The organism is Variovorax boronicumulans (assembly GCF_030812215.1).
GTDB classification, from domain to species: Bacteria; Pseudomonadota; Gammaproteobacteria; order Burkholderiales; family Burkholderiaceae_C; genus Variovorax; species Variovorax boronicumulans_C.
The window spans coordinates 234,064-248,088 of record NZ_JAUSSG010000006.1 but is presented as its reverse complement, the minus strand read 5'-3'; the positions used below and the strand labels follow the sequence as shown (position 1 = coordinate 248,088).

General features: G+C 67.4%; 13 protein-coding genes. 5 read left to right on the top strand and 8 right to left on the bottom strand.

Going from position 1 to position 14,025, the window contains the following annotated elements; all coding sequences use genetic code 11:
* Nucleotides 1-67: 67 nt before the first annotated feature.
* Both J2W23_RS17755 and J2W23_RS17750 read left to right on the top strand, forming a co-directional pair.
* Complete coding sequence (locus J2W23_RS17755) at nucleotides 68-1,579, top strand: M20 family metallopeptidase (RefSeq protein WP_176661147.1); 1,512 nt, start codon at nucleotides 68-70, stop codon at nucleotides 1,577-1,579.
* Between the two features lie 73 nt (nucleotides 1,580-1,652).
* Nucleotides 1,653-2,510, top strand: coding sequence for an alpha/beta hydrolase (locus J2W23_RS17750; protein ID WP_307649650.1), 858 nt, complete (start codon nucleotides 1,653-1,655; stop codon nucleotides 2,508-2,510).
* Between the two features lie 10 nt (nucleotides 2,511-2,520).
* Here the strand turns inward: J2W23_RS17750 and J2W23_RS17745 are convergent, their stop codons facing one another.
* The 5 genes from J2W23_RS17745 to J2W23_RS17725 all read right to left on the bottom strand — a co-directional run bounded on the left by J2W23_RS17745 (nucleotide 2,521) and on the right by J2W23_RS17725 (nucleotide 7,722).
* A complete protein-coding gene (locus J2W23_RS17745; protein WP_176661149.1) occupies nucleotides 2,521-3,690 on the bottom strand; it encodes an MFS transporter in 1,170 nt (389 codons plus the stop codon).
* A 109-nt stretch (nucleotides 3,691-3,799) separates the two neighbouring features.
* Nucleotides 3,800-4,261 carry a YidB family protein gene (locus J2W23_RS17740; protein ID WP_218104770.1) on the bottom strand — a complete coding sequence of 154 codons (462 nt, stop codon included), beginning with the start codon at nucleotides 4,259-4,261 and terminating at the stop codon, nucleotides 3,800-3,802.
* 99 nt (nucleotides 4,262-4,360) lie between these two features.
* On the bottom strand, nucleotides 4,361-5,716 hold the full coding sequence (locus J2W23_RS17735; protein ID WP_307649649.1) for a M20/M25/M40 family metallo-hydrolase: 1,356 nt from the start codon (nucleotides 5,714-5,716) through the stop codon (nucleotides 4,361-4,363).
* Nucleotides 5,717-5,811: 95 nt separating this feature from the next.
* Entirely contained in the window at nucleotides 5,812-6,552 is a 741-nt protein-coding gene (locus tag J2W23_RS17730; RefSeq protein WP_307649648.1) for a 16S rRNA (uracil(1498)-N(3))-methyltransferase, read from the bottom strand.
* A 72-nt stretch (nucleotides 6,553-6,624) separates the two neighbouring features.
* Nucleotides 6,625-7,722, bottom strand: coding sequence for an aminoglycoside phosphotransferase family protein (locus J2W23_RS17725; RefSeq protein ID WP_307649647.1), 1,098 nt, complete (start codon nucleotides 7,720-7,722; stop codon nucleotides 6,625-6,627).
* A 238-nt stretch (nucleotides 7,723-7,960) separates the two neighbouring features.
* Here J2W23_RS17725 and J2W23_RS17720 point away from each other — a divergent pair, with 238 nt between their 5' ends.
* From J2W23_RS17720 to rsmA, 3 genes are read left to right on the top strand one after another with little or no spacing between them, the layout of a single operon-like run.
* Nucleotides 7,961-10,576: an LPS-assembly protein LptD gene (locus J2W23_RS17720; protein WP_307649646.1), complete on the top strand. Its 2,616-nt coding sequence runs from the start codon at nucleotides 7,961-7,963 to the stop codon at nucleotides 10,574-10,576.
* 21 nt (nucleotides 10,577-10,597) lie between these two features.
* Nucleotides 10,598-12,007, top strand: coding sequence for a peptidylprolyl isomerase (locus J2W23_RS17715; RefSeq protein ID WP_307649645.1), 1,410 nt, complete (start codon nucleotides 10,598-10,600; stop codon nucleotides 12,005-12,007).
* Between the two features lie 3 nt (nucleotides 12,008-12,010).
* Nucleotides 12,011-12,775 (top strand): 16S rRNA (adenine(1518)-N(6)/adenine(1519)-N(6))-dimethyltransferase RsmA, encoded by a 765-nt coding sequence (gene rsmA / locus J2W23_RS17710; protein ID WP_307649644.1) that lies wholly within the window; start codon nucleotides 12,011-12,013, stop codon nucleotides 12,773-12,775.
* 47 nt (nucleotides 12,776-12,822) lie between these two features.
* Here the strand turns inward: rsmA and J2W23_RS17705 are convergent, their stop codons facing one another.
* The 3 genes from J2W23_RS17705 to J2W23_RS17695 all read right to left on the bottom strand — a co-directional run bounded on the left by J2W23_RS17705 (nucleotide 12,823) and on the right by J2W23_RS17695 (nucleotide 13,939).
* On the bottom strand, nucleotides 12,823-12,972 hold the full coding sequence (locus tag J2W23_RS17705) for a hypothetical protein (protein WP_176660962.1): 150 nt from the start codon (nucleotides 12,970-12,972) through the stop codon (nucleotides 12,823-12,825).
* Nucleotides 12,973-13,049: 77 nt separating this feature from the next.
* The gene (locus J2W23_RS17700; RefSeq protein ID WP_086011111.1) at nucleotides 13,050-13,475 is read right to left on the bottom strand and encodes a barstar family protein; all 426 of its coding nucleotides are present in this window, start codon (nucleotides 13,473-13,475) and stop codon (nucleotides 13,050-13,052) included.
* Nucleotides 13,476-13,525: 50 nt separating this feature from the next.
* Nucleotides 13,526-13,939, bottom strand: a complete 414-nt coding sequence (locus tag J2W23_RS17695) for a ribonuclease domain-containing protein (RefSeq protein ID WP_176661157.1) — start codon at nucleotides 13,937-13,939, stop codon at nucleotides 13,526-13,528.
* Nucleotides 13,940-14,025: the final 86 nt, after the last annotated feature.

Sequence of the window (14,025 nt, the reverse complement as noted above, 5' to 3'; positions counted from 1 at the left end):
CGCACTCTACGCGCGGTCGCTGCGAGGCGCAAAATGCGATTTTTTCGTCCCCGCGGAGAACCCACCGATGAACGCCCCCCTGCACCGCGAAATGCCTGCCGGCACGCTCGACGCGACGCGCGCCCTCTCCGATGTCACCGCCCAGTGGGACGGCGACATCGTCAGGCAACTCACCGACTACATCGCCATCCCCGCCAAGTCACCCGGCTTCGACAAGGACTGGTCGGCCCACGGCTACCTGGAGACCGTGCTGCGCAATGCGGCCGCCTGGGTCGAGGCCCAGAAGGTCGAAGGCCTGAAGCTGGAGATCGTTCGCCTCGAAGGCCGCACCCCGGTGCTGTTCTTCGAAGTGCCGGCCACCGGCACCGACATGGGCGAGACCGTGCTGATGTACGGCCACCTGGACAAGCAACCCGAATTCACCGGCTGGCGCAACGACCTCGGCCCCTGGACGCCCAAGTACGAGAACGGCCTGCTCTACGGCCGCGGCGGCGCCGATGACGGCTACGCGGTGTACGCGAGCGTTGCCGCGCTGCAGGCGCTCAAGGCGCAGGGCGTGGCGCATCCGCGCATCGTCGGGCTGATCGAGACCTGCGAGGAAAGCGGCTCCTACGACTTGCTGCCGTATGTCGACGCGCTGCGTCCGCGCCTGGGCAATGTCGAGCTGGTGATCTGCCTGGACTCCGGCGCCGGCAATTACGACCAGCTGTGGCTCACCACGTCGCTGCGCGGCATGGCCAGCGGCACGCTCAAGGTCGAGGTGCTGACCGAAGGCATTCACTCGGGCGACGCCTCCGGCCTCGTGCCCTCGAGCTTCCGCATCATGCGGCAGGTGCTCGACCGCCTCGAAGACAGCGCCACCGGCCGCCTCCTGCCCGCGAGCTTCCACTGCGAAGTGCCGGCCGACCGCCTCGCACAGGCCAAGGCCACCGCCGCGATCCTCGGCGAGGAGGTCTACAAGCGTTTTCCGTGGGCGCACTACGACTGCGGCGGCTCGACGATGTTCGCGCTGCCGACCACCACCGATCCGGTGGAGGCGCTGCTCAACCGCACCTGGAAACCCACGCTGTCGGTCACCGGTGCCGAAGGCTTTCCGGCGTTGAAGGACGCGGGCAACGTGCTGCGCCCCTACACCGCCTTCAAGCTCTCGCTGCGCCTGCCGCCGCTGGTCGATGCGGCCGAGGCGGTGCAGAACCTCAAGACGCTGCTGGAAGACAACGCGCCCTACCAGGCGCGCGTCACCTTCGAGAGCAACGGCGGCGCCACCGGCTGGAACGCACCGACGATCACGCCGTGGTTCGAGGATGCGCTCAACAAGGCCTCGCGGGCCCATTTCGGCGCGTCCTGCGGCTACATCGGCCAGGGCGGCACGATCCCGCTGATGAACATGCTGAGCGCCGGTTTTCCGAAGGCACAGATGATGGTCTGCGGCGTGCTTGGCCCGAGGAGCAATGCGCACGGGCCCAACGAGTTCCTGCATGTGCCCTACGCCAAGAAGCTGACGGCCGCCGTGGCCGAGGTGATCGCCGCCCTGCCGGTCGCGCACCGCGCCGCCGCCGCGGAGCCGGTGGCCGCTTGAGCGCCGCGCCCGGCCGCCCGAGGCAAGTTCGCTCCCGCTCGGCGGGAAGGCCCGCAGCGCCAAGGTCGCACCCATGAGCGACGCGCTGCCGCTGCCGCAGCGCGTTCCGCTGTCTGCGCCAGGTGGCGAGACGCTGGCTCTGCGCCGGTTGCCCGTTGCCGGAACGCCGCGCGCCGTGGTGGTCGTGGTGCACGGGTTGGGCGAGCATGCGGGGCGCTATCACGGGCTCGCGAAGCGGCTGCACGAATGGGGCTTCGCGGTCTGGGCGCACGACCATTTCGGCCATGGCGAATCGACCGGTGCGCGCGGCGGATTGCCGAGCGAACTGCGGCTGGTCGACGACCTCGCACTGGTGATCGACGATGCACGCCGCGAGAACCCCGGGGTGCCGATCGTGCTGCTGGGCCACAGCCTCGGTGGGCTGGTCGCGGCGAGCCTGGTGGCGCGTGGCGTGCGGCCTGTCGACGGCCTGGTGCTCTCGTCGCCGGGGCTCGATCCGGGCCTGAGCGGGTTCCAGAAGGCGCTGCTCGCGGTGCTGCCGCGCATCGCGCCCAATCTGCGGGTGGGCAATGGGCTGGACGACAACTTTCTTTCGCACGACCGCGCCGTGGTGCAGGCCTATCGCGACGATCCGCTCACGCACGACCGCATCGGCAGCCGGCTTGCGCGTTTCCTGGCGCACGAAGGCGCCACCACGGTGCAACAGGCGGCGGCGCGCTGGCCGGTGCTCACGCTGCTGATCTATGCGGGTGACGACCGGCTCGTGAAGCCCGCCGCGAGCCGCGCTTTCGCTGCTGCCGCTGCGCCCAGCGGAATGCTCGAAGCGCAGTGCTTCGAGACCCTGTACCACGAGATCTTCAACGAGCTGGACGCCGAGCCGGTGTTCGCCGCGCTGCAGCGCTGGCTCGACAAGCGGTTCCCATCGGCCTGATCGAACGGCGTCAGACCGCGGACGAGCGTCGCCGCGTCTGTGCCAGCCACAGCAGCGCCGCGCCGGTCAGCACCACCGGCACCAGTGAGCCGTAGTTCAAAAGCTGCCAGCCTTGGGTCGTGACCAGCACGCCCGAGGCGAACGAGGTCAGCGCCAGCGTCGCGAACACGCAGAAGTTGAGCGCGCCCTGGGCCCGGTCGCGCTCCTCGGCGGTGTAGGCGGTGAGCGAAAGCGTCGTGCTGCCGGTGAAGAGGAAATTCCAGCCCACGCCCAGCAGGCACAGCGCCACGAGGAAGTGGTGCAATTCGACCCCCGACAGGGCGACGGCGATGCAGCCGAAGTTCAGCGCGAGCCCCACGCCCATCACGGGCAGCGCGCCGAAGCGGCGGATCAGGTGGCCGGTGAAGAAGCCGGGCGCGAACATGCCGATCACATGCCATTCGAGCACCAGCGCGGCATCGGAAAACGGCAGGCTGCAGATCTGCATCGCGATCGGCGTGGCGGCCATCAGCAGGTTCATCACGCCGAAGCCCAGGGCGCCCGCTGCCGCGGCGACGATGAACACGGGCTGCCGCATGATTTCGGAGAGCGGCCGTCCGCCCAGGGCCTGCTGGCGGGTCAGTGGGGCGGGAAAGTCGATGAAGCGCATCACCGCCATCGAGAGCAGCGCCACCGCCGCGAGCGCGATGTAGGCGCCTGCGAACGGCACGGCGAAGAGCTCGCGCGTGGCGGACGCGAGGTTCGGTCCGGCCACCGCACCGATGAGGCCGCCGGCCATCACCAGCGACACCGCCTTCTCGCGCCATTCCGGCGCCGCGAGTTCGGCCGCCGCAAAACGGTAGAGATTGGCGTTGGCGTTGTAGTAGCCGGCCACCACGGTGGCGAAGCACAGCAGCCAGAAGTTCCTGGAAATCGCCGCGTACGCGCACAGCAGCGCGGACGCCAGCGCCACGGCCAGCCCGATCTGGAACGACCCGCGGCGCCCGAAGCGCTGCTGCGTGCGCGCCACCAGCCCGGTGGTGAGCGCACCGCCCACCACATAGCCCATCACCGGCAGTGTCGCCATCCAGCCGCGCGGCGCAATGCCCAGGCCCACCAGTCCGTTGATGGCGATGAAGGTGACGTTGTTGGTCAGGAAGAGGCCCTGACAGATGGCCAGGAGCCAGAGGTTGCGGTTCATGGCGGGGGTTCTACGGGATTCGCGGCCCAAGCGCCAGCCAGGAGTCGATAAGAGCCAGCCAAAAAAAAGCGCCCTCGCGGGCGCCGGAATCCGATGAGGCAGGCCTCGTTCAGGACTGCTTGCCCTGCAGCAAGCCGCTGAGCGAACCCAGCAGGTCGTCATGGTTGCCGAGACCTTGGTCCGGCACCTTGCCTTGGGGCGTGAGCTGGTCGATGAGCGCGGGCAGCATGGTGGCGAGCATGGGCAGCAGCGTTTGCGCGTTGATGCCGAGCTTGGAGGCGATGCTGGCGATGGTGTCGCTGCCCAGTGCGTTTTGCAGTTGGTCGCCTGAGACCGGCTGGTTGTCCCCCTTGCCGATCCACGAGCCGATGACATCGCCCATGCCTGCCTGCTCGAACTTGGAGACCAGACCGCCCAGGCCGCCTTGGCCGCCGTTGTTGGCGAGCAGGCCGCCCAGTGCGCCGGCGAGGCCGCCGAGATCTCCCAATCCCCCGATGCCTCCGCCTTGCGGTTGCTGCTGTTGCGCAGCGCCTCCTAGCACTTGACCGAGTACTGAATCGAGCAATCCCATGGTCATTTCCTTGGTGTGTGACAGAACCGACGCATTTTCCGTGCGACGGACCGCAAGCCGTAAGTGGAGCCCCACTTTTCGAACTTGCAACGTGACAAATTACTTGATGCGTGCCGGGCGTTTGGGCAGCAGTGCGGGAGTGATCCCCTGCACGCCCACGAGCCCGAGCACCGTCACGAGCGAATTCTGCGCGCCTTTCCATGCATCTGTCACGTCGATCGACTCACTCAGCGCATGGGAACCGGAGGACTTTCCGCCGCCCCCGATGATGATGGCCGGGATGCCCAGCGAGATCGGCACGTTGGCGTCGGTGCTGCCGCCGCGCAGCAGCGTCTTCTGGCCGAAGGCGGTGTTCGAGCGCGTGGCCGCCTCGACGATCACCGAGTCGGTCGGGGTGCGGCCGCCGGGCCGGTCGCCGATCAGCTTGCGGCTCGCGCTCAGCGTCGTCACGTTCCAGCGCTTGTTTTCCTCGACCACCGCCTCGTCGATGGCCGCGAGGATTTTCTTTTCGGTCTCCAGCAGCGAAGCCATGTCGTCCGATCGGATGTCGATGGCCATGCGCGCATCGGGCGCGATGGTGTTGACCGACGTGCCGCCGCCCACGGTGCCGACGGTGAAGGTGGTCTTGGGAAAGCTCGGCGTGCGCACCTCGGCGATCTTCGCAATCGCGCGGCCCATGCCGTGGATCGCGCTGGGCACCTGGCCGAACGCGCCGAAGCTGTGGCCGCCCGGGCCCTTGAAGGTGACCTCGTAGCGATGGCTCGCAGTGCCGAGCACCAGCACATGGCCGTCCGGCGAGGGCTCCAGCCCGACCATGCCGTCGATGTCCAGGTGGTCGCGAAAGATCGCCTTGATGCCGCGCAGGTTGCCCAGTTCTTCTTCGCCGACGTTGCCGACGATCAGGAGGTCGCCCACGGTCTGGATCTTGTTGTCGTTGAGCACCTTGAGCCAAGACAACAGCACCGTGAGGCCGCGCGTGTCGTCTCCAATGCCCGGCGCATGGAGCCGGCCGTCGCGCTCCTTCACTTTCACGTCGGTGCCTGAGGGGAACACCGTGTCCAGGTGCGCGGAGATGAGCAGCTTCGGGCCGTTGCCCGTGCCCTTGCGCAGGCCGACCACGTTGCCTTCGGCATCGATCTTCGCGTCTGTCAGGCCCAGGGCCTTCATGCGTGCGAGAAAAGCCTCGGCGCGCTTCTGTTCCTTGAACGGCGGCGCTTCGATCTCGGTCAGCATCTTCAAGTCTTCGACCGCCCGCTCGTGGTCGGCCTTGACCGCGTCCAGCAGCTTCTGGATCGCGGGCGATGCCATCAGCTGGGTGTAGGTCCTGTCGACCTCAGGGCTGACCTGCGTCGGCGTGGGGGCGACGGCGTTGCTCTGGGCTTGAACGCCATGCGCGGCGCACAGCGCGGCCAGAACAAGAGAGGCGAGAGGCGCGAGACGGAGCGAACGGGACATGGGCGGAAGGTCCTTCTTGGTCGTGATGAATGGGCGAAGCGACCATTCTTCCGCAGCCTTTCCGCGCGCGCGTCGCGGAAAACACCCGCTTCTTCTCAGGAGCCGCCGAGCGACACCAGCGCTGCGAGCGCCGCGGTCTCGGCACGCAGCACGCGCAACCCGAGCGTGACCGGCGCGAAGCCACGTGCGATGGCCTCCTGCTCCTCGGCGGCGCTGAGGCCGCCTTCGGGGCCGCTCAACACGCGCACGTCGCGGTTGCCGGGGGCGTGTGCCGCAGCGGCTGCGGCAATGCCTTGCGTGCCCTCGGCCAGGCTCAACACGAAGCGGGCCGCGGTGCCCTCTTGCTGCTGCGCGTCGATCCACCCCGAATTGCCAGAGAACGACCGCACCGGATGAATCACCGGCACGCGATTGCGGCCGCACTGCTCGCACGCCGCGATGGCGATGGCTTCCCAGTGCGCCCGCTTCTTCTCGGCGCGCTCGCCTGAAAGACGCAGCACGCCATGGGCCGTGGCCAGCGGCTGGATGCTCGCGACGCCCAGCTCCGTGGCTTTCTCGACCAGCCAGTCCATGCGCTCGTTGGCCGGCATGCCGACGGCCAGGTGCACCGCGCGCGTTGCCTCGCGCTCGATGGCGTGATGGGTGCCGACCGTCACCGAGACGTCGCTGCGGCCCATGCGCTCGATCGTGGCCTCGTATTCGCCGCCCGCGCCGTCGAACAGGGTCAGCACGTCGCCGGGCTGCATCCGCAGCACCTGCACATGGCGCGCAGCACCGGGCGGCAGCGCGAAAGCGGCGCCGGTGCTCAACGGCACGGAACAGTGGAAGCGGGGCATGCTATGAAATAAAGAGCAAAGAATCCAGCCGTGGCGAAAGGGTCACGGCCGGTTTTTTTAAAAAGCTTGGCTTCAGACCCGGCCGTAGGCAAAGCCCGTGAGCGCGGAGGTGCCCTCGACCTCGTCGATCACCCGCAGCAGCGGCGTGAGCTCCATGTAACGGCTGGCGGTGGCGCGGATGTAGGCGATGAAGCGCGGCGTGTCGGCCAGGTAGCGGGGCTTGCCGTCGCGCAGCGTGAGGCGCGCGAAGATGCCGGCGACCTTCAGGTGGCGCTGCAGACCCATCCATTCGACCGCCCGGTAGAAGGCGCCGAAATCCTCATCGACCGGCAGCCCGGCCTTGCGCGCCGCCTGCCAGTAGCGCACGGTGATGTCGAGCACGAATTCCTCGTCCCAGCTGAGGAAGGCGTCGCGCATCAGGCTGGCGATGTCGTAGGTGATGGGGCCGTAGACGGCGTCCTGGAAGTCAAGCACGCCGAGCGCCGTGCCGTTGCCGATCATGAGGTTGCGCGGCATGAAGTCGCGGTGCACGTAGACGCTGGGCGAGGCCAGGTTGCTCTCGACGATCAGCTTGAAGCTGCGTTCGAGCCGCTCTTTCAGCTTGCCTTCGATGGCGACGCCGCGGTGGCGGCCGATGTACCACTCGGGAAAGAGCGCCAGTTCACGCTCGAGCAGCGCCCGGTCGTAGGGCGGCAGCACGCCGGATTGGGAGGCCAGCTGCCAGCGGATCAGCGCGTCGATGGCCTGGTCGTAGAGCGGGCGGCTGGCGTCGGGCTGGGCCGGATCGATGACCTCGAGCATGGTCTGGCGGCCCAGGTCGTCCAGCAGCAGGAAGCCGTTCGGGCGGTCCCATTCGAGCACCTGCGGCGCGGTCACGCCGGCCTTGGCCATGAGCCCGGCCACCTGCACGAAGGGATCGCTGTTCTCCTTGTCCGGCGGGGCGTCCATCACGATGCGTGTCGGCGTGCCGGGGACGGTTGTGTCGACGCGGAAGTAGCGGCGAAAGCTCGCATCGGCCGAGGCGAGGCGCACCGTGTCGGGCAGGAGATGCTGCGCGGCGGCAATGCCCGACAGCCAGCCCCGGAACACTTCGGCCCGCTGCGGATCTGTCCAGAGAATGGTCTCGGCGGGGCGTGGGGCCAATGCGGCCGGGGGCGGGGGTGCTGTCATGGATAATCGATTCTACAAATCCGCCTGGCGCGGCAACCTCCTCCGGTCGGCCACCGATCGAGCAGAGGTTGCTGCCGGCCCCTGCAACCCGCCGGCCTGCCGCGCCGTCTCCCCCGACGATCTTTCGTTCCGAACCGATGCCTACGACCCAAAGCCCTCACGCTTGGCACCTTGTGCGCTCGCTGCTCTCCTCGGGGGAGCCGCAGGCTTTCCTCGGAACGGCCTGGCGGGAGGCTTGATGAGCCGACGTGTTGCCCTGCGACGTGCCGGCCCGCCGCTGAAGCTGGCCATGCTGTCGCTGGCGCTGCTCCAGGCGCATGGCGCCTTCGCGCAGTCTGCCGGCGGCCTCGACGGCCCGCTCACGCTCAAGCGCACCCCGCTGCTCACCGAAATCATTCCGCCCGCCGAGCGCGGCCAGCTGCCCAGCCTGGTCACCGGCGACCGCATGTCCGGCCGCCCCGACCTCGAGACCGTGGTCGAAGGCAACGCGACGCTGCGGCGCGGCCCGGTCGCCATCACCGCCGACCGGCTCGAGTACTACCTGCCCGACGACCGCGCAAAGGCCAAGGGCAACGTGCGGGTCAACCAGGCCGGCAACGTGTACGAAGGGCCCGAGCTGGAACTCAAGCTGGAGACCTTCGAAGGCTTCTTCAACAACGTGCGCTACCGGTTCCTGGCCAACGGTGGCCATGGCGAAGCGGAGCGCATCGATTTCGTCGACTCCAACATCTCGGTCGCGCGGCGCGCCACCTACACCACCTGCCGCCGCGAAGACTTTCCGGGCTGGATGCCGGCCTGGTTGCTGACCGCGGCCACGATCACCACCGACACCGAAGAGAACGAGGGCGTGGCCACCAACGCGCGCTTGAGTTTCATGGGCATCAGCACGCCGCCGATCCCGAGCGTGAGCTTCCCGCTGTCGAACGCGCGCAAGAGCGGCCTCCTGCCGCCCACCATCGGCGTGGACAACACCAACGGCATCGAGATCTCGCAGCCGTACTACTGGAACATCGCGCCCAACCGCGACGCCACGATCACGCCGACGATCATGAGCAAGCGGGGCCTCAACCTGGGCACCGAGTTCCGGTACCTGGAGAAGGACTACAGCGGCAGCATCCGCCTGGACCTGATGGGCGCCGACCGCCTGGTGGGCCAGCGCTACAACGAACTGCGCGCCTCGCAGCTCGAGCAATTGGCCAAGGGAGAAATCCAGGCCAAGGACCTGACCCGGGCACCCGGCAGCACCAAGCGCTGGGGCATCTGGGCGAACCACCACCAGGACTTCGACGCCAAGGCGCTCGGCCTGGATTCGCTGTCGGCCAACATCAACATCAACCGCGTCAGCGACAACGACTACTGGCGCGACTTCACGCGCACGCCGACGCTGGCGCAGCGCCAGCTGCCCAACGAGGCATCGCTCAACTGGAGCAAGGACGACTGGAGCGGTGCGATCCGCACGCTGCGCTACCAGACGCTGCAGTACAACCTGTCGCCGATCGTCCCGTCGTACGACCGCATGCCGCAGATCACGGCCAACTACAACAAGTACGACTGGCACGGCTTCGACGTTGCGCTGAACCTCGACTACACGCGGTTCCGCGTGAACTCGATCCTGAGCGGGCAGCCCGGTTTCGACCTCACCCAGCAGTCGCAGCCCGATGGGGACCGCGCCATGGCGAACCTCGCGATCAGCCGGCCGTTCATCACGCCGAGTACGTTCGTCATTCCGAAGCTGCAGTTGAACACGGCGGCGTACAACTATTACCTGCCGCAGACAGATATCCCCAAGATCACGATCGGCAATACGCAGTACGTCAACGGCGTGCCCTACAACAAGGATGCACTGTACTTTTTTGGCACGTCGTCCAACCGGACAGTGCCGACCTTCAGCCTGGACAGCGGCCTGATCTTCGAGCGCGACGCCAGCTACTTCGGCCGCGCCTTCCGCCAGACGCTGGAGCCGCGCGCCTACTACGTCTACACGCCGTACCGCAACCAGAGCATGCTGCCGAACTACGACTCGGCCGCCAACGACTTCAGCTTCGCGACGATCTACACCGAGAACGCGTTCTCGGGCGGCGACCGTATTTCCGACACCAACGCGCTCACGCTGGGCGTGAGTTCGCGCCTGATCGACCCGGACACCGGCGTCGAGGCCGCGCGCATCGGCATCGCGCAGCGGCTGCGCTTTGCCGACCAGAAGGTCACGCTGCCCGGCGGCCTGCCGGTGACCGACCGCGCGAGCGACTTCCTCGTCGGCGGCCAGATCAACTGGACGCCCAAGTGGAGCACGGATGCGCTCGTGCAGTACAACCCCGACACGCGCAAGTCGACCCGCGCTGCGCTCAGCGCGCGCTACAACCCCGAGCCGTACCACAACCTCAGCGTGGCGTTCCGCTACCAGGCGCCGAGCGCGGCCTATCAGGCGGCGCTGCTGGCCAACCCGAACACCACGGCGGTGAACGACGGCAACAAGTCGATCGACGTGGGCTGGCAATGGCCGCTCAACGACCTGTGGGGCGACAAGGGCAAGAACCTGGGCCCCGGCAAGGGTCAGGGCGGTGGCCGCTGGTATGCGGTGGGCCGTCTCAACTACGACCTGCAGGACAAGAAACTCACGGACGGCGTGCTCGGCCTCGAGTACGACGGCTGCTGCTGGATCGGACGCGTGGTGCTGCAGCGCATCACCACCGGCCAGGTGACGGCGAACACCCGCATCATGTTCCAGCTCGAATTCGTCGGCTTCTCCAGCATCGGCTCCAGCCCGATGCAGGCCCTGCGGCAGAACATCCAGCGCTACGAACCCCTGCGCCAACCTGGCGAGGCGCCGAGCCGCTTCACCAATTACGACTGAGACGACTGACTGAGCAACGCCATGAAACACATCCGTTCCATCATCACCCTGGGCTGCCTCGCGGCAATGGCCGCAACGTCGGGTGCGCAGGGCTTTCGCTCTGGCAGCGGCATCACGGACATCATGCGCGCCGGTCCGCGCCTGGGGCCCCCTTCGGTGCAGCGCGCCCCGGCCTCGCCATCGGCGGCGCCCGTGCAGCGGGCGGCTGAATTCATCGTCGCGCTGGTCAATTCCGAGCCGATCACCAACACCGACGTGCAGTCGCGGGTGACGCGCCTCATCAAGGAGAACCCCGACGCCGAACGCGTGCCGCGCGGCGAGCTCACGCGCCTCGTGCTCGAGCGCCTGATCGTCGAGCGCGCGCAGCTTCAGCTGGCCAAGGAAAGCGGCATCAAGGTCGACGACGTGGCGATCGACCAGGCCGAGCAGACCGTGGCGCGCCAGAACGAAATCAGCCTGGTCGAGCTGCGCCGCCGCGTGGCCGCCGAAGGCATCGCGCTGGCGGACTTCCGCAACGACCTGCGCGACCAGCTGCTGCTCACCCGCCTGCGAGACCGCGAAGTCGAGTCGAAGGTCAAGATCAGCGACACCGAGGCCGACGAGTACCTGCGCGACCAGCGCAACTCGAACACCAAGAACGCGGCCTTGCAGAACCTCAACCTCGCGCAGGTGCTCGTCGCCCTGCCCGAGAACGCCACCGATGCCCAGGTGGCCGCAGCGCAGAAGAAGGCACAGGGCCTCGCCGAGCGCGCCCGCTCCGGCGAGGACTTCGAGAAGCTGGTGCGCGAGAACTCCGATTCGCCCGACCGCGCCAACGGCGGCGCCATCGGCATGCGCAGCGCCGACCGCTATCCGCCGCTGTTCGTCGACGCCGTGCAATCGACGGCGGTGAACGGCATTGCGGGACCGGTGCGTTCCAGCGCCGGTTTCCACGTGCTCAAGGTCCTGGCCAAGGCGCAGATCGGTTCGCTCGACGCGACCGTGACGCAGACCCAGGTGCGCCACATCCTGCTGCTCAACGACCCCAAGCGCACCACGGCGCAGGCGGTGGCGCAGCTGGCGGAATTCAAGCGCCGCGTGCAGGCCGGCACGGCCGACTTCGCCGGCCTTGCGCGCGACAACTCGCAGGACGCCAGCGCCAAGGAAGGCGGCGACCTCGGCTGGTCGCGCCCCGGCCAGTTCGTGCCCGAGTTCGAGGAAGCCATGGACCGGCTGTCGCCGGGCCAGATCAGCGACCCGGTCGTCTCGCGCTTTGGCGTGCACCTGATCCAGGTGATCGGCCGTCGCGACTCCAAGCTGACCCAGTCGGAGCAGCGCGAAGCCGCGCGCGCCGTGCTGCGCGAGCAGCGCGTCGAGGAAGCCTTCACCACCTGGGTGCAGGAAGTGCGCGCACGCGCCTACGTGGAATACCGCGACCCGCCGCAGTCCTGATCCATGGCACACATCGCCAGGAAGCGGTTCGGGCAGCACTTTCTGTCCGACGGCGGGATCATCGATGCGATCGTGCATGAGATCGCGCCGCAGCCCGGCGATGCGATGGTCGAGATCGGCCCGGGGCTTGCGGCGCTCACGCAGCCGCTGGTCGAGCGGCTCGGGCGGCTGACGGTCATCGAGCTCGATCGCGACCTGGCCAAGCGCCTGCGGGAGCACCCGCAACTGGACGTCATCGAGTCCGATGTGTTGAAGGTGGATTTCGCCGAACTCGCGGCCAAGGCCGAGCCGAAGCCGCTGCGCGTGGTGGGCAACCTGCCCTACAACATCTCCACGCCGATCCTGTTCCACCTGCTGGGCTTTGCCCACCTGATCACCGACCAGCACTTCATGCTGCAAAAGGAAGTGATCGACCGCATGGTGGCCAGGCCCGCCACCTCGGACTACAGCCGGCTGAGCGTGATGCTGCAGTGGCGCTACGACATGGAGAACGTGTTGTTTGTACCGCCCGAGAGCTTCGATCCGCCGCCGCGCGTGGACAGCGCCGTGGTGCGGATGGTGCCTTTGGCGCAGCCGCCGGCGGTCGATGCCGCGCGGCTCGGCGAGATCGTGCAGGTGGCCTTCAGCCAGCGTCGCAAGATCCTGCGCCACACGCTGGGCAAGTGGCTGGAGGAACACGGTTTCGAGGGGGAGTTCGATCCCCAGCGACGCGCCGAGGAGGTGCCGGTGGCTGAATACGTCGCACTGGCCCAGGCCGTTCCCCCATGAAAAAAGCCCGTCGACGACGGGCTTTTTCTTTGGGTGGACTGCAGTGGTTACGCTGCGGCCAGCCAGTACCCTGCGTTGAAGGGGCTGCTCATGCGCAACGCCAGGGGCGACACGTCGACCAGTTTGTCGGTCGGCATTTTTTCGCCGGCCGGCTCGGTGCTGGCGGCGGCCGTTGCTGCGGCTGCGTTGGGATTCACTTCGATGCCATCGAGGGTTTCAGCGTTCGGCTGAGCCTCGTTCGCCCGTTCTGCTTGGCTGGTAGATGCAGAACGGGCTACAGAAAAGAATAGAAGCACCGGAAGGGGACCTTGCGGTCGCCCCAGTAATCCGAAGCGTCCCGGAAGATGTCGAGCAGCTGCTCGCGCGCTTCCTTGTCGAACTTGGCGTTGGCCGGGATCTGCTCGAGCACGATGACAAAACCTGGCTGCGGGCCCGATTTATGCAACGGATCGGTCATGCAGTCGTACAGCGCGTCGAAGTTCTTGCCGAAGTGCGCCGGGAAGGTGAACTGCTGGGCGATCAGGTCGAGCACGTCCTGCTTGGTCTGGGCGTTGCCCAGGTTGGCGTACAGGAAGTGCTGGCCGGCCGCGTTGGCGGCGTCCTGCAGGTCGTTCACGCGGAACGCGCGGATCGATTGCACGATGTTCGGGCGTACGGCACGAAGGGATAAGGTCATCTCCGCTGGTCTTTCCATAGTCATCATCATTTCTTCGGGGCGCTTCGGGGCGCCGCTCAGGTCGTTTTCATCGCTCATGGCGCAATCCGTCTGAAACTTGCATAGTGGTCTGCCGTGTACCAGCAGGCCTCGGGCGTCGTGCGCTGCTCGCCACCGCAGACGATTCGCTGGGCACCCCGGTTGCGAGCGCCCGGTGTCGTCACCGTGTACTCCCGGTAGTGGCCGCGCCGTGCCGGCGGCAGGAGACGCTCGCGATTGCCAAATACAGTGCCGTCCTTTTCGTACCGGAAGGGGCCACCGTTCAAGATGGCCTGATAGGTTCGCTGGCCCTGGACCGGGAGATCGGTCAGTGCAATCGATTCCTCAGCGGACGTTTTTCCTGCGCCGAACCATCCGCGGGCCTCGGCCCCCGTCGTCAACGCCAACAGCATCAGGCTGGTGAGCGCAAACTTTGAGACAGAGGACGTGATCGAGGCGTAAGCCGCCATGGGACACCACAGGAGAAAAGAGCGGGGGGTTTCGAATTGCGCTCAACCTTGGGGTTAACCCGCAAATTCAAGCCCGCGAGTGTGCA

Bases quoted from the DNA above. Each gene is read 5' to 3' on its own strand.
- J2W23_RS17755 (WP_176661147.1), top strand. From the start codon at position 68: ATGAACGCCCCCCTGCACCGCGAAATGCCTGCCGGCACGCTCGACGCG.
- J2W23_RS17750 (WP_307649650.1), top strand. From the start codon at position 1,653: ATGAGCGACGCGCTGCCGCTGCCGCAGCGCGTTCCGCTGTCTGCGCCA.
- J2W23_RS17745 (WP_176661149.1), bottom strand. From the start codon at position 3,690: ATGAACCGCAACCTCTGGCTCCTGGCCATCTGTCAGGGCCTCTTCCTG.
- J2W23_RS17740 (WP_218104770.1), bottom strand. From the start codon at position 4,261: ATGGGATTGCTCGATTCAGTACTCGGTCAAGTGCTAGGAGGCGCTGCG.
- J2W23_RS17735 (WP_307649649.1), bottom strand. From the start codon at position 5,716: ATGTCCCGTTCGCTCCGTCTCGCGCCTCTCGCCTCTCTTGTTCTGGCC.
- J2W23_RS17730 (WP_307649648.1), bottom strand. From the start codon at position 6,552: ATGCCCCGCTTCCACTGTTCCGTGCCGTTGAGCACCGGCGCCGCTTTC.
- J2W23_RS17725 (WP_307649647.1), bottom strand. From the start codon at position 7,722: ATGACAGCACCCCCGCCCCCGGCCGCATTGGCCCCACGCCCCGCCGAG.
- J2W23_RS17720 (WP_307649646.1), top strand. From the start codon at position 7,961: ATGAGCCGACGTGTTGCCCTGCGACGTGCCGGCCCGCCGCTGAAGCTG.
- J2W23_RS17715 (WP_307649645.1), top strand. From the start codon at position 10,598: ATGAAACACATCCGTTCCATCATCACCCTGGGCTGCCTCGCGGCAATG.
- rsmA (WP_307649644.1), top strand. From the start codon at position 12,011: ATGGCACACATCGCCAGGAAGCGGTTCGGGCAGCACTTTCTGTCCGAC.
- J2W23_RS17700 (WP_086011111.1), bottom strand. From the start codon at position 13,475: ATGACTATGGAAAGACCAGCGGAGATGACCTTATCCCTTCGTGCCGTA.
- J2W23_RS17695 (WP_176661157.1), bottom strand. From the start codon at position 13,939: ATGGCGGCTTACGCCTCGATCACGTCCTCTGTCTCAAAGTTTGCGCTC.